The organism is Trichlorobacter ammonificans (genome assembly GCF_933509905.1).
In the GTDB taxonomy this organism is placed as follows: domain Bacteria; phylum Desulfobacterota; class Desulfuromonadia; order Geobacterales; family Pseudopelobacteraceae; genus Trichlorobacter; species Trichlorobacter ammonificans.
Window position 1 is genome coordinate 1,178,187 of record NZ_OW150024.1, and the last position, 19,224, is coordinate 1,197,410.

Genomic DNA, 19,224 nt, shown 5'->3' on the forward strand with positions numbered 1-19,224 from the left:
TTCAGGCGTGCGAACAGGCTGGAAAGGATACGAAATGATGATGAAAACGGTAGTAGCAGCACTGATGCTGGCAGTGTCGTTCCCGGCGGCAGCCGTGGCGGAGGCGCAGCTGTTTGAGCAGCTCGATACGGACAAAAGCGGCACTATCAGCCGCACGGAACTGCTGAAGGGTGACCTGGCGGTGGTGAGCGCCCCGGACGGTACGAAACGGGTGCAGCGGCGCGATCCGGCCGCCACGGGGCAGAACGTCCTGACCGAGGGGCAGAAACGCCGGTTGTTCGATACCCTCGACCTGGACAAGAACGGGTTCATCAGCCGCAAGGAATGGCAACGCGCCGCGCCCGGCGGCTTCATACTCTGGAAGTTCTAGGAGGCGGAGGAGGTGCTTTGGTTCAGGACGGAGAACGATTCGAAGAGATCGGCAGTGCCGGCCGGCGCCCCCTGGCCGGCATGACGGCGACGGGATTCCGACGATCCGCTGTCCGGGGCATCGTCACGCTTCACGACAGGCCGGGGGAGACGAGCGGTGCACTGGGCTGATCTGGGCGTCACGGCCCGGCTGATCCTTGCCCTGTCCCTCTGCGGCGGCTTGATCTTCGCCGTGGTGTTCTCCGTGAATGACCGCTTCACCAGCAGGCTGGTTGAAGAGCAGGTCATGGCCCACTCGCGGGACGTGGTGGCCGCGGCGGTCTACAGCATCGACGACCAGTTGCGGGCGGTGGCACGGGATCAGGCCACGCTGGCGACCGCCCTTGAGTCGGCCCCCCGGCTGACGACGGCCGACCTGCGCCGCATCCTGCGCTACCACGTTGCCACCAACGAAGAGGTGTTCGGCGCCGCCATCGCCTTTGCCCCCGGTTTCTCCCCGAACGGCCGGGAACGTTCGGCCCCCTACTGTTTCAAACGTCTGAACGGCGAACTGGCCATTATCGACCTGGCGTCCCCTTCCTACAACTACCCGCAACAGCCCTGGTACCGCCTTCCCGCCGAGCGGAAAGCGCCGGTCTGGAGCGAGCCCTACTTCGACGAAGGGGGCGGCAACGTGGTCATGACCACCTATTCCGTCCCCTTTTACCGGATGCAGGGCGGGGTCCGCCGTTTTGCCGGCATTGCCACCTCCGATGTCTCGGTGGACTGGCTCGGCCGTCAGATCGCCTCGCTCAAGCTGAACCGCAACGGCTACGCGGCGCTTTTTTCCCGCAACGGGGTCTACCTGGCCCATCCGGACCGCTCCCTGGTGATGCGGGAAACCCTTGCCGGCGTCGCCGAAAAGAAGAACAACCCGGTGCTGCGCGAGATCGGTCGGGCCATCACCCGTGGCGAGAGCGGCTTTGTCACCGGCAGCAATGTCTTCGACAGGGAAAGCTGGATCTACTACGCGCCGGTGCCGGCCACCGGCTGGTCGCTGGCAGTGGTGTTCCCGGCGGAGGAGATGCGCAGCGAGGTGACCAGGATCGGCCGGATGATTGCGCTGCTCTGCATTGCCGGCATCGTGGTGCTGGTGTTGGCCATCGTGCTGGTGGCCCGCAGTGTCAGTCGTCCCCTGGCCGAGATCAGCCTGGCGGTGCAGCGGATCGCCGGCGGCGATCTGGACGGCGACCTGCCGCCGATTCGCGTCGGCGGGGAGGTGCGGCATCTGGCCGACTCCTTCGGACGGATGCAGCGGGATCTGAAGGAGCATATCCGGCAGTTGACCGAGACCACGGCGGTCAAGGAGCGGATGGCCGGCGAGCTGTCCGTTGCCCATGACCTGCAGATGGCGATCCTGCCCCATGAGCTGCCGGAGCTTCCGGGCCTGGAGATCGCCGGCTGCTGCGTGCCGGCACGGGAGGTGGGGGGGGATTTCTACGACGCCCGCTTGCTGGCCGACGGCCGCCTCTTCTTCGTGATCGGCGACGTTTCCGGCAAGGGGGTTCCCGCCGCCCTCTACATGGCCATGGCGGTCACCCTGGCCCGGGCCGGAGCCGGTGACGACTGCGATCCGGCCGAACTGCTGGGTCGAATCAATCGTGAACTGTGCCGGGGCAATGACAGCTGCATGTTCGCCACCATCCTCTGCGGTATCATTGATCCGAACAGCGGCATGGTGCGACTGGCCAACGCCGGCCACACGCCGCCGGCAATCAGGCGTGCGGACGGGACGTGCGTTTTTCAGCGCCTCAGCCCCGGGCTGGTTGCCGGATATCTGGAGGATTTCACGTATGTCGAGGAGCAGGTGACGCTGATCGCCGGTGATACCCTGATTCTCTATACGGATGGGGTCACCGAGGCGATGAGCGGGGCAGGGGAGCTGTTCGGGGAAGCACGGCTGCTGGCCGCGCTTTCCGGCGGAACCGGCGGTGCGGGCGAGCTCCTTCGCAAGGTTGAGGAAGCCGTTGCCGCCTTTGCGGACGCCGCCAGCCAGTCCGACGACCTGACCATGCTGGCCCTGTTCCGCCGGGACGGCACGGGGAAATCAGGAGGAGCATGTACGTCTTTCTGAGGGATAATCGCAATTTCAGAAATTTCTGGCTGGGTCAGGTGGCCTCGCAGATCGGCGACCGGGTGCATACCCTGGCGGTGATCTGGCTGGTCTACACCTGGACCCGCTCCGGCACCGCCCTGGGACTGGTGCTGATCGCCGCCACCCTGCCGTCCGTGCTGGTCTCCCCCTGGGCCGGCTACCTTGCCGACCGTTTTGACCGCAGAAAAATCGCCATTGCCGCCGACCTGATCCGCTGCCTGCTGGTGCTGGCCCTGGCCCTGCTGGCCTCCACCGGCACGCTGGAGATGACCGGCCTCGTCATCATGACGGCGCTGATCTCCCTGGCTTCCGCCTTTTTCAACCCCGCCACCCTGGCCATGCTCCCTGCGATCGTTCCGGCCGCGGACCTGGCGCGGGCCAACGCCATAACCCAGCTCTCCGCCAATGCCAGCGGTGCCCTGGGCTTTCTGGCCGGCAGCGGCCTGATCGCCCTGATCGGCGTGCCGGCCGCCTTCCTGTGCAACGGCGTCTCCTTCGTCGTCTCCGCCCTGCTGCTGGCCTCCATCGCCTATGCGCAGGCCGGCGGCGCCGGACACCCCTCCTTTCTCGTCAACCTGCGCGAGGGCTGGACCGTGGTGCGGGGCATTCCCGTGGTTGCCCGGTTGCTGGCCCCGCTGGTGGTGATCAACTTCCTCTTCTCCTCCCTGTCGGTGCTGATTCCGGTGTTCGGCGAAGGGGTGTTCCGGTCCGGTTCCGCCGGGGTCGGGCTGCTCCTGGCCGCCTTTACCTGCGGCATGTTCCTGGCGGCACTGGCGCTCAGCAGCTGGCATCCCGCGGCGTCGCTGTCCCGTCTGATGACCGCAAGCCTGCTGCTGGTGGGGGGAAGCTTTCTGCTGATGGGGCTGTTCGCCGCCATGCCGCTTTTCCTCGGCGCGCTGGCGCTGACCGGTTTTGCCCTGAACGGAGTGAACATCTGCCTGATCACCCTGTTCCAGCGGATGGTGCCGGGCGAGGTGCGGGGCAAGTTCTTCAGCCTGCTTACGGCGGTCTCCCTTTCGGCGCAGCCGATCTCCTTCGGCCTGACCGGCTGGCTGTCCGACCTGGTCAGCCCGGCGGTCATCCTGTCGGCCTGCGGCCTGGCCCTGCTGGTGTGTGCCGCGTTTGTTGCCCGGATCGGTGAGCTTCGTGACCAGTACGTGTGAGGTGTGCCATGCATGATATGACCAGCTTTGCCCTGCAGGTGTCCGGGCGTGTCCCCGGCTACCGCAGCTTCCTGGCGGCGCAGGGGGCTTCCGCCGACCTGCCGTTCGAGCAGCTGCCGCTCACCACCAAGCAGAACTATCTGCTGGACTACCCCATCGAGGAGCTCTGCTGGGACGGTTCCATCGGCGACTGCCATCTGATCGGCGCCAGTTCCGGTTTCAGCAAGTCCGGCTCGGTGTTCTGGCCCAAGCGGCCGGAGGACGAAAACCGCTACCTGGAGTCGCTGGAGGGGATGCTGGTGCAGCACTACGGCATCGACCGGGAGCGGACCCTGATCCTCTGCTGCATGGCCCTGGGTACCTGGTTCGGCGGCATGGCGGTCACCGCGGCCTTACGGGTCATTGCGGCATCCGGCCGGCTGCCGATCACGGTCTGCACGCCGGGGCTGAACCTGGCAGAGGCGGTGGAGATCTATGCCCGGTTTTATCCCAATTTCAGCAAAATCCTCTGGATCACCAACCCTTCCAACATCGGCCTGATCACGGCGCTTCTGGCAAAGCGCGGCGTTACGCCGCCGCCGGGCAGTTGCAGCTTTCCGGTGCTGGGGGAGTACTTCAGCGAGGCCTGCCGGGAGACGGTTGCCCGGCGTTACGGCCACGATCCCGCTGCGCCGTTCGTGCTCTGGACCGGCTACGGCTCGGCGGATACCGGCGATATCGCCGTGGAGACCGCCCCTGCCATCCGGCTGCGCAAGTTCTTCCACCACCGGCCGGACCTGGGACGGGAGCTGTTCGCCACCGAGGACACGCCGATGCTGCTGGAGGTATCCCCCAAGGTGCATCTTGAACTGGTGGACGGCATGATCGTGGTCACCAAGGATCAACTGGTGCCGCTGGTCCGGTACAATACCGGCGATCTGGGAGGGCTGCTGGCAAAAGCCGACCTCGCCCGGCTGGATGGCCTGCCCGGCGAACTGCTGCACGAGCTGCCGGAGCAGGTGCTCTTCGTGCGGGGCAGGGCCGCCAATGCCGTGATCTTCTACGGCACCAACCTGGACGTGCAGGAGATCAACCGCTTTTTCCTCGACCAGCCCCGCGACATGGCCTACTCCGGCCTGTTCACGGTGAAGATGGTGGAGGAGGAGGGCGTTGCCTGCTTCGACTTCACGGTGCTCGTGGAAGGGGAAGCCAGCGACGACCTTGCCCGACGGTACCGGGAAGCCTTGCTGGGCTATCTGATCGGCAGAAGTCGCGAGTTCGAGACCAAGTACGCCAGTCTGACCCGTTCCACGGGATGTGAGCTGATCCGGCTGCGGGTACAGGAGCTGGAGGGCGACAAGGGCGCCGTCAAGCACCGCTATATCCTGGACTGATCACAGGGAGGAACAGGGATGGAACATCTCACGGAAGAGCTGCAGTGCGCCAGGGGGGCCGAGATCGTGCGGGAGTCGCTCGCCTCCCGCTTCTATGGAGAGAAATACGCCGGCTGCCCGGTTCCCGGCAGTCGTGAGGCGTGGCAGCAACTGCCGCTCCTGACCCGTGCGGAGATTTACGAGCGCTCCTACCCCCATTCCACCGACATGCTGACCCGTCCGCTGGAGGATGCCATCATCATCTCCACCGGCGGCTCCAGCGGCATTGCCCGCTACACCACCTACACCCATGCCGAATGGGACGCTTTCGTCACCTGCCAGGCCGCTGCCATGCGCATCCTGGGGATCACCCGCCAGGACCGGGTGGCCAACCTGTTCATTGCCGGCCATTTCTGGCCCTCCTTCCTGGGGCTGCACGACTGCATCAAGAAACTGGGGGCCGTGCACCTGCCGATCTCGGCCAACATCCCGATGGAAGAGGTGGTGAAACTCTGCCGTACCTTTGAGCCCACGGTAATGGTCTCCCTGCCCACCCTGTTCGTCTTCATGGCCGACATGGCCAAGCGCGACGGCTTCAGCTTCCCCGGCCTGCGTATGATCAACTACGCCGGCGAGCATTTAAGCGCCGCTGCCGAGGCCCATGTGGCCGCAGCCCTGGGGGTCTCCCACATCAAGGCCGGGGCCTACACCAGCGCCGATGTCGGCATCATGGGCTACCAGTGCGACCACTGCGGGCCTGGAACCTACCATGTTCCCACTGCCTTCCAGTTCGTGGAACTGGTCAACTTCGAGGAGAACCGTGCTGCCCGCATTGGCGAGATGGGTGAGGTGGTGGTCACCAACCTAAGCCGGGTCTCCACGCCGATCATCCGCTACCGGGTGGGGGATCTGGCTGCCTGGACCGGCAGCCCCTGTCCCTGCGGCGATCCCAACCCGTGTCTTAAGCTGGGGGGACGGGCCGGACAGGACTTCAAGCTGGGGGGCGGCTTCATTTCGCTCGACCTGTTCGAGAACGCCATTGCCGCCCATCCGGACTGTTTCAGCCTCAACTTCCAGCTTGAGATCGAAGATGTGGCAAGCCAGTTCACCGTGGTGCTGCGGATCGAAGCGCCGTCGCAACCGGACCGGGCAACGCTGGCTGCGCTGGAGCGGGACCTGTTTGAAGCGGTGCCGGAGCTTAAGATTTCAACGGAAAAAGGGTACCTGAAGTCCTTTGTCATTGAGGCGGTCGAACTGGGTTCGCTGCCGCGCAGCCCGATCACCGGTAAGGTGGCGCGGCTGGTGGATCGGCGGGTGCTCTAGGAGGAGATGATGATTGAAGAGGCAACCAACCGGCTTTATCAGCGTGAACAGGCCTTTGACCAGTCGACGGAAGGCCGGGAGCTGTTCACGCTATCCATGCGGGAGATGGTCGCGTTCCATATCGAACATTCCCCGGTCTACCGGGGTATCTGCGGGCAGTACGGCTTTACGCCGGAACAGATCCGCACGCATGACGATCTGATCAGCATTCCCCACATCTTCGTCACCGCCTTCAAGCAGCACCGGCTGCTCTCCCTGCCGGAAGAGGAGATCGCCATGACCTTCACCTCCTCCGGCACCCAGGGGCAGAAAAGCCAGATCAACCTGGACCGGCTCTCCTTCGAGCGCCAGGCCGGTATGCGCAGCCTGCTGGTGCGCTCCCTGGGGCTGACGGACGAACGGCCGGTCAATTACCTGGTCTTCTCCTATGCCCCGGATATCGCCGATAACCGGGGAGCGGCCCATACCTTCAACGTTTACACCTCCTTTGCCCCGGCGGCGGAGAAATATTTCGCGCTGCAGCAGGGGGCAGGGGGAGAGCCGGCCTTTGATCTGGAGCAGGCCATCGCCACCCTGGCCCGCTTTGCCGAAAGCGGGTTACCGTTGCGGGTGGTGGGCTTTCTGGCTTTCAGCTTCGTCACCCTGCTGGAAATGCAGCGGCGGGGCATGCGCCTGCAGTTTCCGGCGGAAAGCCTGCTGATCACCGGCGGCGGCTGGAAGTCCCATACCGGCGCGACGGTCAGCTTTGAGCAGTACGCGGAGCTGGTTCACGAGCTGCTGGGGATCAGGCCGGAGCGGATCAGGGATTTTTACGGCATGGTGGAGCACGGGGTTCCCTACATGAGCTGCGGCCAGCGGCACTACCACGTGCCGGTCTTTGCCAACGTGGCGGCCCTGGACCCCGGCACGCTGCGGGTCTGTCCCCCGGGGGAGACCGGGCTGCTCAAGCTGCAGACCAGCTACATCAGGAGCGCACCGGCCATATCGGTGCTTTCCACCGACCTGGGAACCATCGGCCGCGACTGCCCCTGCGGCATTCCGGGGGAGTTTATCAAGCTTCAAGGGCGGGCCGGAGTGACCAAGCATGCGGGCTGTGCCATTTCGGCTTCGCAACTGATCAAGCTGTGACAGGAGAAGGAATATGGTGAAATGGTACAACTTCGGCAGCTTTGAGGAGTCAGCCGCAATCACGGCTGAACTGATGCACGCTATCTTCACTACGGCCCGCAGCCGCACGGCACAGATCCGGGAGACGCCGTCGGGCAGCCTGGCCGCGGTGCTTGACCGGGCGGGCAGGCGGCTGGCCGACCCGGCCGATCCGGTGCGGCAGGAGATCGTGGCGGTGATGCCGGGGCAGCTCGGTTTCTCGCAGGAGATGGTGGTTGCCGGTCTGGAGGCGATCTGCTGGATCCTGCGCTACGACAACCTGATGCAGCGGCTGGCGGTGGACCTGGACGATCCCCGCTACCTGGACGAGTTTGTCTGGCACGAGCGGTTCCGCGGCTTTGTGCGGGCCATGCCCCAGGGGGTGGTCTCCCACGTTTCCGCCGGTAATGTCTTTGTCAGCGCCGTGGATACCCTGGTGCAGGGGATCATGACCAAGAACGTCAATATCCTGAAGATGTCCTCCTTTGATCCGGTCTTTCCGCTCCTGTTCGCCCGGCTGCTGGAAGAATGCGATCAGGAGCGGTTGATCTGCCCCTGTCTGGCCCTGCTTCCCTTCAAGGGAGGAGACCGGGAGATCGAGGCGATCGTCAAGGAACAGTCCGACGTGGTGATCGTCTACGGCGGCAAGGAGGTGGTGGAGATCTACCGGCAAGGACGGGGGCTGCACACCAAGGAGGTGGAGTACGGTCCCAAATACTCCCTGGTGGTGCTGGACCGCGAGGAGTTACAGAGTTGCGACCGTGAGGAGGTAGCCCTGCAGGTGGCCCGGGACTTCACCATGTGGGAGCAGGCGGCCTGTTCCTCACCCCATGCGGTCTTTATTCAGGGCGAGGAAGAGGCGCGGCGCTTTGCCGGCGAGCTGGCAACGGCCCTGGAGCGACTCTGCGGCGAATTCCCCTTTCCGCGCATCAACCGGGACGAGCAGACCGAGATCACCCGCGTCCGCGAACTGGCCAGGGTGGATCAGGCCCTGGGCACCGCGGAGCTGCTGATTCCGGCGGCAGATGACCAGCGCTGGACCGTGATCCTGGAGAAGCATCCCTGTTTCAAGGTTTCCTGCCAGCACCGCACCGCCTTTGTGGTGGCGATCAACAACGACCGGGAGCTGTACGCCACCCTGGAGGAACAGGGTAAATTCATCCAGTCCGTGGGCATCCTGGCCGACAGCCGACGGCTGTTCGAACTGTCCGACCGCCTGGTGGCCCTGGGGGCGGACCGGATTACCGAGATCGGGCGGATGCACAAACGCAAGCACGGCACCCCCCACGACGGCACCCGCGGTCTGGCCGAGCTGGTGCGCTGGGTCTCGGTGGGCCACGAGCGCCGCTTCCACGACCCCTTTGATTTTGCCGATGAGGCCACCCGCCGGGCGCGTACCCTGGGCAGGCTTAACCAGGTACTGGAAACGGCCCGCCGCCACTCCCCCTTCTACCGTGAGCGGTTGCCGGTGGGTCCGCTTGCCGACCTTGGCCAGCTGGCCACGCTGCCGATCCTTGAGCCGGACCAGTTCCGCAGCCACCTGCCCCCCTACGGCGAGGGACTCCTCACCGGGCCGCTGGGCAGCTCCATCTCGTTTTCCAGCGGCGGCACCACCGGCAAGCCCAAGTTCGTCTACCGCACCCTGGAGGAAACCCGCCGCAATGCGGCCGGCATCGCCAAGGGACTGGGCCTGGGGCTGTTCAACGAGGGGGAGGTGGTGGCCAACCTGTTCTTCGCCGGCAACATGTGGGCCTCCTTCATCAGCATCAATATGGCACTGGAGCTGATCGGCGCCCATATCCTGCCCATCGGCGGCCATGTGCCGATGGAGAACATCATCTCCTTCCTGCGGGCCTTCAAGGTGGACGGCGCGGTCTCCATCCCCTCGGTGTTGGTGGGGATCGCCCAGTACGTGGAGAAAAACAACATCACCGACCTGACCATCCGCAAGATCGGCTACGGTGGCGAGCATATGCCGGAGGCCACCCGGCAGTACGTGGCCTCGGTGCTGAAGACCGAGCTGATCCGCTCCGCCTCCTACGCCATCAATGACACCGGCACCGTGGGATACCAGTGCCCGGCCTGCACCGGGTCGGTGCACCACCTGAACGAGGAGCTGCACATCCTGGAGATCGTTGATCCGGAGACCGGCCGACTGCTGCCCCCCGGCGAGATTGGCACCATCATCCTGACCAACGTGGACCGCACCCTGATGCCGGTGATCCGCTACAACGTTGGTGACCGGGGCCGGATCGTTCCCGGTGACTGCCCCTGCGGCCGCACCAGCCTGCGCTTCGAGCTTTTGGGGCGCTCCGACGAGGTGGTGGTGATCGGCGCCGACAACGTCTCCATCGATGCCGTTGCCACCTGCGTCGCCCAGGTTGAGGGCTTGAGCCAGAACTTCGTCATCCACGGCCGGCAGCAGGAAGGGCTGGATCTGCTGCTGATCCGGGTGGAATCACTGGAACCGCTGACGGCAGAGACTAAAGAGCGCCTGTCCCGATGCCTGGTGGAGACCCTGCTGCGGGAAAAGCCGGTGATTGCGACAAACCTGGCCAGTGGCACCGTGGCGCGGCCGCTGGCGGAGGTGCTGGAACCGGGCGAACTGCCGCGCAATCCCAAAACCGGCAAGATCAAGCGGGTGGTGGAGGAACGTCATGGCGGCTAGCGTTGCGTTTCCCTACGGCCCCGTGGCGCGCACCACGGTGGGCTCGCAGCCGCAATCGTTGCGGCCGGTACAACTCTGGGCGGCGGAGTTTGCCCGCTGTTTCGGCATATCCGGGGATGAGCTGACCAGGATTGAACTGGCGGTGGAAGAGGCGTTCATGAGCGTGGCCCAGAGCGCCTTCGAACCGGGGGAGAGCGGCGAGATCACCCTGGTGCTGGAACACCGTCCCGGCAGCTTCGTCATTGCCGTGGAGGACCACGGCCTGCCCCTTGACCTGAAACAGCTGGAAGAGAACGAAGGACTTGCCTTAAACCTGCTGCTGCTGCGGCACCTGCTGGACGGCTTCTCCTTCATCAACCGCGGCAAGGAGGGGAAACGGCTGGAACTGATCAAGCAGCTTCCTGCCGAGAGTGTTGCCACCGGCATGGAGCAGCAGGACACTCCCGAGCAGCAGGCCGCCGTCTGTCCGGCGGAACAGCCGCTCTTGCGCCTGCTGCGGCCCGACGAGTCCCTGGCCCTGGCCCAGCTTGCCTACCGCAGTTACGGGTATACCTATGTCAGCGACTTCTACTACCCGGAACGGATTCGGGAGCGGATGGCAGGGGGACTGATGGAGACCTGCGCCGCCGTGCTGCCCGACGGACGTATAATCGCGGCATTGAGCCTGTTCTACGACCGTGCCGATGCCTGTGTGGCCGAGTGCGGCGCCGCCATGGTGGACCCCCGCTACCGGGGATTAAGCCTGTTCAAGGAAATGAAGCTGTTTCTGTTCGACCATGCCCGATGCAAGGGGCTCTACGGCATCTACAGCGAGGCGGTCACCATCCATCCCTACACCCAGCAGGGCAACCTGTCCCTGGGGGCGCGGGAGACCGGCATCCTGCTTTCCTACGTCTCGGAAAACGTGGCCTTCAAGAAGATCGGCAACGAACTGATGGGGCAGCGCCAGGCCCTGGTCTACTTCTACTACCGCCTGAACCGGGAACCGCTGCGCACGGTCTGGCTGCCGGCGCTCTACGCCGGGCTGATCCGGCGGGTCTATGCGGAAAACGGCCTGAACCGGCAGGTGGAGGAGGTGGCGGCAACCGACCGGATCGCAGGCGGAGAGACGCGGCTTGCCATCCGGATACGCCGCGACGCCTTCAACGACGCCACCATCGAACCGCAACGGATCGGCAGCGATGCCTGCGTCATGATCCTGCACCACACCAGGGAGCTGTGCGAGAAGAAGGTGGAGGCGGTCTATCTGGACCTTTCGCTGGGGAGCCCCGAGGCAGCGGCGCTTGCCGGACAGCTGGCGGAAAAGGGGTACCTGTTTGCCGGGATCATTCCGGAGCTTGAGAACGGCGACCTGCTCAGGCTGCAGTACCTGAACAACGTGCAGTTCGACCCGGCCAGGGTGACGGTGGTTTCCGACACCGCCAAGGAGCTGCTGGCGTTCATTACCCGCCAGTATGAACAGCGTCCCTGAACAGGCAGAAAAACTGACACCGGTAAAAAGGTGGCATGCAGGAGTATTGTGTAATATCAGTTGGTTGTTTCGTTTGTCCTCGCGAGCTGTCCAGAGAGCATACCATCCTGCGGCTGCCACAGCGGCCCCCTTCTTCCGCCGAATGTCATGAGACTGCATGCCTGCAGTCGATATGCCGGATGTGGCACGTCACCTGCAAAGCTGACCCACATTGACGAGATAGGTCCGAGCAGACAACGGGACGCCGGGGCGCCATCCGGACGGTCGGGTATCCCTCCATGGTCAGGGGCTGTTTCTCCTTCCCGGCCCCTGACCCTTTTTGCGCAGAGGCAGTGAGATGCCACAGCAAGGGGGCAGAGTAATGAGCAGAGTAACATTGGGACTGGGTACGGTAGTGGCCGCCATGCTGCTGGCATCCGCCGGCTTTGGGGCCGAGCAACGCTTCAGTGCGGCTCTGGTGGGAACGGAAGAGGTGCCGGCGGTCGCGACGGCAGCCACGGGTGATGTCAGCGTGACGGTGAGCAGTGATGGCGAAACGCTGCACTACCGGCTGCAGGTGGAGAAGCTGGAGAACATCCGGGTTGCCCATATTCACCGCGGCATGCAGGGGGCGAACGGACCGCCGGTGGTGTTTCTGTTCAGTGGCCCGAAAAAGCCGGGTATGTTCAGTGGCGTTCTGGCGGAGGGGACCATCACGGCGCGGGAACTTTCCGGCGAGTTTGCCGGGAAAACGCTGGACGAACTGCTGCAGCTCATCACTACGGGGAACGCCTATGTGAACGTCCATACGGATGCCCACCCCGGTGGCGAGATTCGGGGGCAGCTCAGGTAGCTGCCGTTATTGCTGACAAGTGACCAGCCCGGTCCGCATGGCGGGCCGGGCTGGTGCGGGAAGGATCGTTCAGGGTTCAACCGGCGAACCGCCACCGTCCGCCGGCTTCTTGCGTCGCGGACGGCGGCGCTTTTTCTTTTCTCCTTCCGCAGAGGAGGGGGCGGCCACAATCGGTTTTTCGGCCGGCTTCTTATGCTGTCCATGCCCGTGTCCTCCCTGGCCGGAGGGACGGCGTCCTTGGCGGGGAGGCCGCGCCGCGGCGGGAGCCGGGGCAGGGCGGTGCTTGGGGCGGACGTAGTCGTTGACGAACAGATCGTCCTCCGCCCATTCCACCGGAATCTTGTGCCGGATGTACTCCTCGATGGCCTCGATATGGAAGGCGCCGTCCTCGTCGGCAAAGGAAATGGCGGTTCCCTCGGCACCGGCCCGGGCGGTGCGGCCGATGCGGTGGACGTAATCCTCGGCATCCTGCGGGAGGTCGTAGTTGATGACGTGGGTGACATCCTCGATGTGCAGTCCCCGCGAGGCCACGTCGGTGGCGATCAGGATCGGCAGGTCGCCCCGCTTGAACTGGTCAAGGATGTTCATCCGCTTGCGCTGCTCCACGTCGCCGGAAATGACCCGCGCCGCCAGGTCGTTGGCGTTGAGGCGGTCCTGCAGCCGCTCCGCCTCCCGCTTGGTGTTGACGAAGATCATGGTCCTGCTCATCCCCTCCCGCCGGAGCAGCCCCAGCAGCAGGGGGAACTTCTCCTTGTTGGCCACATGGTAGAGGGTCTGGCTGACCCGTTCGGCGGTCATCTTCTCCGGGGTCACCGAGACCTTGCCCGGCAGGTTCATGAATTCGTAGGAAAGCTCCATGACCCGCTGGTTGAGGGTGGCGGAGAACATCAGGTTCTGGCGGGCGTCGAAGGGGGGCAGCCGACGCAGGATGAAGCGCAGGTCCGGGATGAAGCCCATGTCGAACATCCGGTCCGCCTCGTCGATGACCAGCATCTCGATATGCTTGAGGGTGTAGACCTTCTGTTTCAGGTAGTCGATCAGCCGCCCCGGGGTGCCGATGACGATGTCGGCGCCGTCCTTGAGGGCGTTTTTCTGCTTCATGTAGTCGATACCGCCGTAGATGGCCTGGATACCGAAACCGCAGTGGGCGCCCAACTGGTGGGCATCCTTTTCGATCTGCACCACCAGCTCGCGGGTGGGGGCAAGGACAAGTGCCCGGGGGCCTTTGTCGGCCGGCCGTCCGGAGGTGAGCAACCGGGTGAAGAGGGTGATCAGGAAGGCAGCGGTCTTGCCGGTGCCGGTCTGGGCCTGGCCGGCCACATCCTTGCCGGAAAGCGAGAGCGGCAGGGTCTGGGCCTGGATCGGGGTGCAGGTGCTGAAGCCGGTATCCCGGATTCCCTGCAGGACGGCGGCGGGAAGCGGCAGTTCATCGAATGTCATGTTTGGAAGCTCATTTTCTGTACTATCGGTCTGTTGCTGACTAATTCTATACACCGGCAGCGGACGGAAGGCAACAACGGGCGTCATCGGTTAGGGCGTCTGTCGGCCGGGTTGTCCTGTTTTGTTACCGGTATCCGTATCCTCTTCCTTTTTTTCCCCCACGCCGATCAATACTTCGCCGGTGTCGGTGAAGAGTCGCACCGGCAGCTCGAATATCCGCTGGAAGATCCCCAGGGTTCCCTTGGCCATCGATTTTGCCGGAATGGCGGCCACCTTGGGATCAGCCCAGCTCCCCTTGGCCTCGAAGTAGGCGGAAATCAGATTGCTGTCGCCGCCGGTCAGTATCCAGCCCACCACCGGGATGCGGCTGATGATCTTATCCACGGTCTGCAGTGGCTGCACGCCGATCAGCAGATCCATCTCCTCCTTGACCACGTTGAGGGTTCCCACCATGGAGATATGCATGGCGTTGCTCTCGATGAAAAAATCCCTGGTGGTGAGAATGCCGTTTTTGAGGGCAACGCTGGCAGTGATCCGGTTGAACGGCATGCCGTCGCTGGCCATGTCCGGCAGCCGGAAGGAGAGCAACTGGGAGAGGTTGAGGATGGAAAAGACCTTGGAAAGGGAGTTGAAGCGCCGCAGCACGCCCCGCTCCATGTCGAGTTTCAGGTCACCGTAGGCCGACTGCTTGAGCTGGGCCAGGGTGCTGCCGGTTGCTTTGAGATTTCCGGCAACGGTGATCCGTCCCCGAATTTCCCGGTCCAGGTCCAGTGCGGCGAAGAGCTCCCCGGATTTGGCCCGGTTGAGCCGCAGGGCCAGGGCCCAGTCCGGGGAGCGGTCACGGTGAAGAACCAGTTGGCCGTTGGCGGCGAGCGTCCCATCGAAGAGGCCGGCTTCCAGCGAGTGCAGTTGCAGGACTCCGCCGTCGCTCTGAACGTTGGCGGCCAGTTTGGTGAAGGTGATGTCGCGGTAGGAGCCCTGTTCCGCGGTGATCCGTCCCGCCAGGAGCAGCGGCGCCGTTTGCTTTCCCGTTGCTGGTGAACCGGCGGGGCGGGATATGGAGAGCAGTGGCAGCAGCTCCTCGATATCCAGGCGGGGAGCGGCGATGTTCAGGAAGAGCGACGGCGCCGGTGCGGTGGTGTAGCGTCCGTCCGCATTGATGACCGACTTTTCCATACGGGCTGTGAGCGCCCGGATTCCCAAAGTCTGGTCACGGAAGACGAGGTGGGTGCTGAACTGGCGGACCGGCGGCAGTTCCATGCCGGCAAGGCCGAAGTCCTTCAGGTTGACCCGTGGCGAGGAGATGAGCAGTTCCGCCTCCGGCTGGGCCAGGTTGACGATCCGTCCCCGCACGGTGAGGGGCGTGCTGCCGTACTGGACGGCGATGCGCGAGGTCTGGACGCTGTTTCCCTTGAAGGTGACGGTACCGTTGATCGCCCTGACCGGGTCGAACCCTTCCAGCGGTTTGACCGAGGCATTGGCGAGCCGGATGGTGCCGTTGTACTGCATGTTGCCGAAATCTTCGGGGTTGCCGTCGCCAAGCAGGTGTACCTGCACGGTTCCCTGGGGCTGATACTGCTGCCAGGCGGTCAGGATCGGCAGTTTCGGTCCCAGGAAGAAGGCGTTGCTCTGCAGTTCGAAGGAGAGGTGCGGGGGACCGCTGTCATGACGGAAGAGGCCGTTGGCGGAGAGCTGCAACGGCGGCAGCGAGTAGCTGATGGAAGAAAGCCGGGTTTCATGCTTGCTGAGGATGCTGCTGAAGCTGAGGTTGTTGGCCATGCCGGCCGGCTTCTTCACGGCCGGTGCCAGTTCGTAGGCTGCCGACGTGAGGTTCCAGGCGCCGGAAAGCTGGTAGGCTCTGATCAGCCCCGCACCGGTCAGGCGCAAGGAGGAAGGGCCGCTGAAGGAAAGGGTGTCCAGTTGGACGAAGCGGGCCAGCCAGGCTACCTCCGACGGTTTGGGAGTTATGTCCATGGTAAAGGGATAGGCGCAGGGAACGCCATCGGTGGCATATTCGGTGATGGTGCCGTTCACAGTGAAGGGGGAGTCGCCGAAGTGGCCCCGTCCGTCGGGCAGGTTGAAATTGCGTCCCTTCAGTTCCAGCGTGGTGTGAATACGGTTGAAACTGGGCACCTTGGGGCCGTAGCTGATCACGGCATCCTCGGCAGTGCCGTGGATGAAGAGGGTATTGGCGTTGTCTCCCTTGCCGAAGTTCACCAGCTGGGAGAAACGGGCATCCAGGGTGCCGTTGATCAGTTTGAACCGTCCCGACTTGATCTTGTTTCTGATGAAGTCGGCCACATCGTCCTCGATGATGCCGAAGGGGATGTAGCTGCGGGTGGTGACGTAGTCGAACTGATCACTGCTTCCCCGTGCCCTGAGCAGCGGATCGCCACTTCTGAGCTGGGAGAGGTTCACGCTTCCCCGGAAAGCGAAACCGTCCAGGGTGAGCTGCAGCTTGGGCAGGTCCAGCAGGTCCGGGGTCCGTTTCAGATCAAAGACCAAGCGTGCCTGCTGCGGCGTAACCGGGTAGGGGAACACCGTGGGCCAGAGAAGCCGCGGCTGGTGGAGAAGCAGTTCCCCTTTGGCGGCAAGGTCGTCCCAGGTTCCCTTGAAGGTCAGTTCAAGGCTGCTCCGCCCGCCCGGCGACGGGAAGGGAATCAGGTGGCCGACGTAGGGCCAGAAGCGGTCGTAGTCCAGCCGGGAGAGTTTCAGGGTAGTGTTGAGGGTGGTAGTCAGAGGGCTGGCACCGGTCTTGGGCAGGCGAATGCTGCCGCTCAGTGCGATGGTTTCCTCGCCTTTGTCCCCCAGCTGCGCCTTCAGTTTGACGGTGCTCTTTCTGCCCGGTGCCAGCCGATCGAGGCTCAGATCCAGGGCGGAAAGGGTGATGGCAAGCTCCCGGTCGGGAGTTGCCGCAGCATCGCGCCAGATGAGCGTACCGCCCTGCAGCTTCAGACCGTGCAGGCGCAGGGCAGGTTTTTCCTGCTCTGGTGTGGGGGGTGGTTTGAGCAGGTCGTCGATGGAGAGCTTTCCCTCCCGGTCACGGGAAAGTCTGATGACCGGTTGCCGGATATCGATCTCGTTCAGGGATATCCGTTTGCGCAGAAGCGGCAGCAGCGACAGGCGGAACGATACTTCCCGGGCGGTAAGGAACGGCTCTGCCGGAGTGGCGCCCCTGCCGGGCGATTCGCCGATGGCCAGGTCCCGAAAGGTGAAGACCGGTCCCAGAGTCCAGGATATCTGGCTCTCCCCCATGCTGACCGGACGGTTGAGCTCCCGGCGCAGCAGATCGGTCAACTGCGCCTGGTAGCTGTTCAGGTCGATCAGGCGGGGCAACATAAGATTGAGGGCGGCAAAGGCGGCAAGTGCCAGGGCGCAGAGCAGCAGGATCAGCTTCAGGATGGGCAGGGAGGGGCGCATCGTCGTTGGCGGTCAGCGCGGGGGCGGCCCGCTGGGCACGGTTTCCCGGTCGTCCGCCAGGGGGATGATCCGCACTTGCAAAACCGCGGTGCGGGTGACCTGCTCGCAGACCAGCCGGTACCCCATCCAATCCAGGGTCTCACCCTGGTCGGGCAGGCGTCCCAGTTCGTTCAGCACCAGACCGGCCAGGGTGTCGTAGTTGGGGGAGTCCTCCAGACGGATCTGCAGCGGCTCCTGCAAGTCAAAGACCGATACCAGGCCGTCCACCAGCCAGCTGCCGTCCGGCTGGCGAACGATCTTGCCCGGTTCATTGGCGTCGTGCTCGTCCTCGATTTCGCCCACCAGCTCCTCCAGCAGGTCCTCGGTGGTGACCAGGCCGGAAAGGCCGCCGTATTCGTCCACCACCAGCGCCATATGGTTGCGGGAGCGCTGCATCTCCTTGAGCAGGTCGTTCACCCGTTTGGCTTCCGGTACGAAGACCGGCGGCCGGAGCAGGGATTCGAGGTTGATCCGCTCGCCCCGCACCAGGGGGCCGATCAGGTCCTTGTCATGCACCACGCCGACGATATCTTCGATGCTGGTGCGGTAGACCGGGTAGCGCGAATACTGGTTCTCCAGAATGACGGCAAGCAGCTCGTCGCGGTTGAGCGAGACTTCCAGAGCCACCATGCGGGTACGGGGAATCATCACTTCCCGTACGCAGGTATGGGTGAACTCAAAAACGTTGCGAATGTATTCATGTTCAGCTTCGCTGAAGACACCGCTCTCGTGTCCTTCGGAAACCAGGTGCTGCACCTCTTCGCGGGTGATGAAGGCGTCCTGTTCGTCCCTGATCCCCAGCAGTTTCAGCACCGACTTACTGGAAAAGGTCAGCAGTGCCACCACCGGTGCGCACATGCCGGCCGCAACCCGCATCGGCAGTGCCAGTGACAGGGCGATCCGGTCGGCAAACTGAAGCCCGATGGCCTTGGGGACCAGTTCGCCGATGATCAGGGTGACAAAGGAGATGACCGCGACCACCAGAAACGCTGCCAGCGGCTCGGCGGCACTGCTCATCAGCGGCCAGGGAGCTGAGGCGATCAGGGGGCGCAATTGCTCGATGGCAACAATGCCGCCGACGGTGGAGGCGGCTGAGCCGGCCACGGTAACGCCGATCTGGATGACTGCCAGCAGCGGATGGGGATCCTGCTGATACCGTTCGATGATGACGGCCCGTTCGTCTCCCTCCGCGACCAGCTGGGCGATCCGGCTTTTGCGGCTGGAAATGATGGCGAACTCCGACATGGAGAAGAAGCCGTTGATGGCGATCAGGAGCAGGATGACGATAAGTTCGGTGACGATTGAGTCCATTACCAGGATATAATCCCTTGAATCGTGCTGTTTGTCAATTGCGGGGGGGCGGCAGCGGCCACAAAAAAGCCCGCCGGATCGGCGGGCTTCGGGACGTCATGGGGCCGGTAGTCAGGCGGCGGCGACCGCTACCTTGAGCGCGGCGGAAACCTCCGGATGAATCTTGACGGTAAGCGTGTAGTCACCCACCTGCTTGATCGGCTCCGGCAGAACAATCTTCTTGCGGTCGATATCGAAGCCTTGCGCCTTGAGGAACTCGGCAATCTCCATGGTGGTGACGGAACCGAACAGCTTGCCTTCGTCGCCAGCCTTGTGGGACAGGGCAACCGTCACCGCAGCCAGTTTTTCCGCCAGATTTTTGGCTGATTCCAGCGCCTTGTTCTTCTTGTAGGCCAGTTGGCGCTTGGCATGGTCAAGGGCCTTGGCATTCTTGTCGGTGGCCTCGATGGCCAGCCCTTTGGGCAGCAGGTAGTTGCGGGCGTAGCCGGGAGCTACCTTGACGATGTCGCCGATCTGTCCCAGGGTGTCGATGTTTTCCTTCAGAATGACCTTCATG

Annotated in this window: 14 protein-coding genes; 9 read left to right on the forward strand and 5 right to left on the reverse strand. The window is 63.9% G+C overall.

From position 1 onward, the window contains the following. Positions 1-34: 34 nt before the first annotated feature. Positions 35-370 carry an EF-hand domain-containing protein gene (locus tag RAK07_RS05325; RefSeq protein WP_305731806.1) on the forward strand — a complete coding sequence of 112 codons (336 nt, stop codon included), beginning with the start codon at positions 35-37 and terminating at the stop codon, positions 368-370. Here the strand turns inward: RAK07_RS05325 and RAK07_RS05330 are convergent. After that, positions 367-552, reverse strand: a complete 186-nt coding sequence (locus RAK07_RS05330; protein WP_305731807.1) for a hypothetical protein — start codon at positions 550-552, stop codon at positions 367-369. The genes RAK07_RS05325 and RAK07_RS05330 overlap by 4 nt on opposite strands. Here RAK07_RS05330 and RAK07_RS05335 point away from each other — a divergent pair. The 8 genes from RAK07_RS05335 to RAK07_RS05370 all read left to right on the forward strand — a co-directional run bounded on the left by RAK07_RS05335 (position 527) and on the right by RAK07_RS05370 (position 12,458). Beyond that, positions 527-2,482 carry a SpoIIE family protein phosphatase gene (locus RAK07_RS05335; protein ID WP_305731808.1) on the forward strand — a complete coding sequence of 652 codons (1,956 nt, stop codon included), beginning with the start codon at positions 527-529 and terminating at the stop codon, positions 2,480-2,482. The two genes, RAK07_RS05330 and RAK07_RS05335, sit on opposite strands and share 26 nt — an antisense overlap. Beyond that, on the forward strand, positions 2,467-3,666 hold the full coding sequence (locus RAK07_RS05340; protein WP_305731809.1) for an MFS transporter: 1,200 nt from the start codon (positions 2,467-2,469) through the stop codon (positions 3,664-3,666). Before RAK07_RS05335 ends, RAK07_RS05340 begins: the two co-directional genes overlap by 16 nt. Before the next feature lie 8 nt (positions 3,667-3,674). Beyond that, positions 3,675-5,039, forward strand: a complete 1,365-nt coding sequence (locus RAK07_RS05345) for a phenylacetate--CoA ligase family protein (RefSeq protein WP_305731810.1) — start codon at positions 3,675-3,677, stop codon at positions 5,037-5,039. Between the two features lie 18 nt (positions 5,040-5,057). Next, entirely contained in the window at positions 5,058-6,341 is a 1,284-nt protein-coding gene (locus tag RAK07_RS05350; protein ID WP_305731811.1) for a phenylacetate--CoA ligase family protein, read from the forward strand. 9 nt (positions 6,342-6,350) lie between these two features. Next, positions 6,351-7,469 (forward strand): LuxE/PaaK family acyltransferase, encoded by a 1,119-nt coding sequence (locus tag RAK07_RS05355; RefSeq protein WP_305731812.1) that lies wholly within the window; start codon positions 6,351-6,353, stop codon positions 7,467-7,469. A gap of 13 nt (positions 7,470-7,482) precedes the next feature. Then, positions 7,483-10,155, forward strand: coding sequence for an aldehyde dehydrogenase family protein (locus RAK07_RS05360; RefSeq protein WP_305731813.1), 2,673 nt, complete (start codon positions 7,483-7,485; stop codon positions 10,153-10,155). Next, the gene (locus tag RAK07_RS05365; RefSeq protein WP_305731814.1) at positions 10,145-11,626 is read left to right on the forward strand and encodes an ATP-binding protein; all 1,482 of its coding nucleotides are present in this window, start codon (positions 10,145-10,147) and stop codon (positions 11,624-11,626) included. Before RAK07_RS05360 ends, RAK07_RS05365 begins: the two co-directional genes overlap by 11 nt. Positions 11,627-11,987: 361 nt before the next feature. Then, on the forward strand, positions 11,988-12,458 hold the full coding sequence (locus RAK07_RS05370; protein ID WP_305731815.1) for a CHRD domain-containing protein: 471 nt from the start codon (positions 11,988-11,990) through the stop codon (positions 12,456-12,458). Positions 12,459-12,527: 69 nt separating this feature from the next. On the opposite strand, the gene RAK07_RS05375 is transcribed toward RAK07_RS05370, so the two are convergent. The 4 genes from RAK07_RS05375 to rplI form a co-directional block, all read right to left on the reverse strand. Beyond that, positions 12,528-13,898: a DEAD/DEAH box helicase gene (locus tag RAK07_RS05375; protein WP_305731816.1), complete on the reverse strand. Its 1,371-nt coding sequence runs from the start codon at positions 13,896-13,898 to the stop codon at positions 12,528-12,530. 90 nt (positions 13,899-13,988) lie between these two features. After that, a complete protein-coding gene (locus RAK07_RS05380) occupies positions 13,989-17,318 on the reverse strand; it encodes a YhdP family protein (protein WP_305731817.1) in 3,330 nt (1,109 codons plus the stop codon). Between the two features lie 12 nt (positions 17,319-17,330). Then, positions 17,331-18,668: a hemolysin family protein gene (locus tag RAK07_RS05385; RefSeq protein ID WP_305731818.1), complete on the reverse strand. Its 1,338-nt coding sequence runs from the start codon at positions 18,666-18,668 to the stop codon at positions 17,331-17,333. A gap of 111 nt (positions 18,669-18,779) precedes the next feature. Continuing rightward, positions 18,780-19,223 carry a 50S ribosomal protein L9 gene (gene rplI / locus RAK07_RS05390; RefSeq protein ID WP_305731819.1) on the reverse strand — a complete coding sequence of 148 codons (444 nt, stop codon included), beginning with the start codon at positions 19,221-19,223 and terminating at the stop codon, positions 18,780-18,782. Position 19,224 lies beyond the last annotated feature (1 nt).

Coding starts and splice junctions, on each gene's coding strand:
- RAK07_RS05325 (WP_305731806.1), top strand. CDS start 35: ATGATGATGAAAACGGTAGTAGCAGCACTGATGCTGGCAGTGTCGTTC.
- RAK07_RS05340 (WP_305731809.1), top strand. CDS start 2,467: ATGTACGTCTTTCTGAGGGATAATCGCAATTTCAGAAATTTCTGGCTG.
- RAK07_RS05345 (WP_305731810.1), top strand. CDS start 3,675: ATGCATGATATGACCAGCTTTGCCCTGCAGGTGTCCGGGCGTGTCCCC.
- RAK07_RS05350 (WP_305731811.1), top strand. CDS start 5,058: ATGGAACATCTCACGGAAGAGCTGCAGTGCGCCAGGGGGGCCGAGATC.
- RAK07_RS05355 (WP_305731812.1), top strand. CDS start 6,351: ATGATTGAAGAGGCAACCAACCGGCTTTATCAGCGTGAACAGGCCTTT.
- RAK07_RS05360 (WP_305731813.1), top strand. CDS start 7,483: ATGGTGAAATGGTACAACTTCGGCAGCTTTGAGGAGTCAGCCGCAATC.
- RAK07_RS05365 (WP_305731814.1), top strand. CDS start 10,145: ATGGCGGCTAGCGTTGCGTTTCCCTACGGCCCCGTGGCGCGCACCACG.
- RAK07_RS05370 (WP_305731815.1), top strand. CDS start 11,988: ATGAGCAGAGTAACATTGGGACTGGGTACGGTAGTGGCCGCCATGCTG.
- RAK07_RS05375 (WP_305731816.1), bottom strand. CDS start 13,898: ATGACATTCGATGAACTGCCGCTTCCCGCCGCCGTCCTGCAGGGAATC.
- RAK07_RS05380 (WP_305731817.1), bottom strand. CDS start 17,318: ATGCGCCCCTCCCTGCCCATCCTGAAGCTGATCCTGCTGCTCTGCGCC.
- RAK07_RS05385 (WP_305731818.1), bottom strand. CDS start 18,668: ATGGACTCAATCGTCACCGAACTTATCGTCATCCTGCTCCTGATCGCC.
- rplI (WP_305731819.1), bottom strand. CDS start 19,223: ATGAAGGTCATTCTGAAGGAAAACATCGACACCCTGGGACAGATCGGC.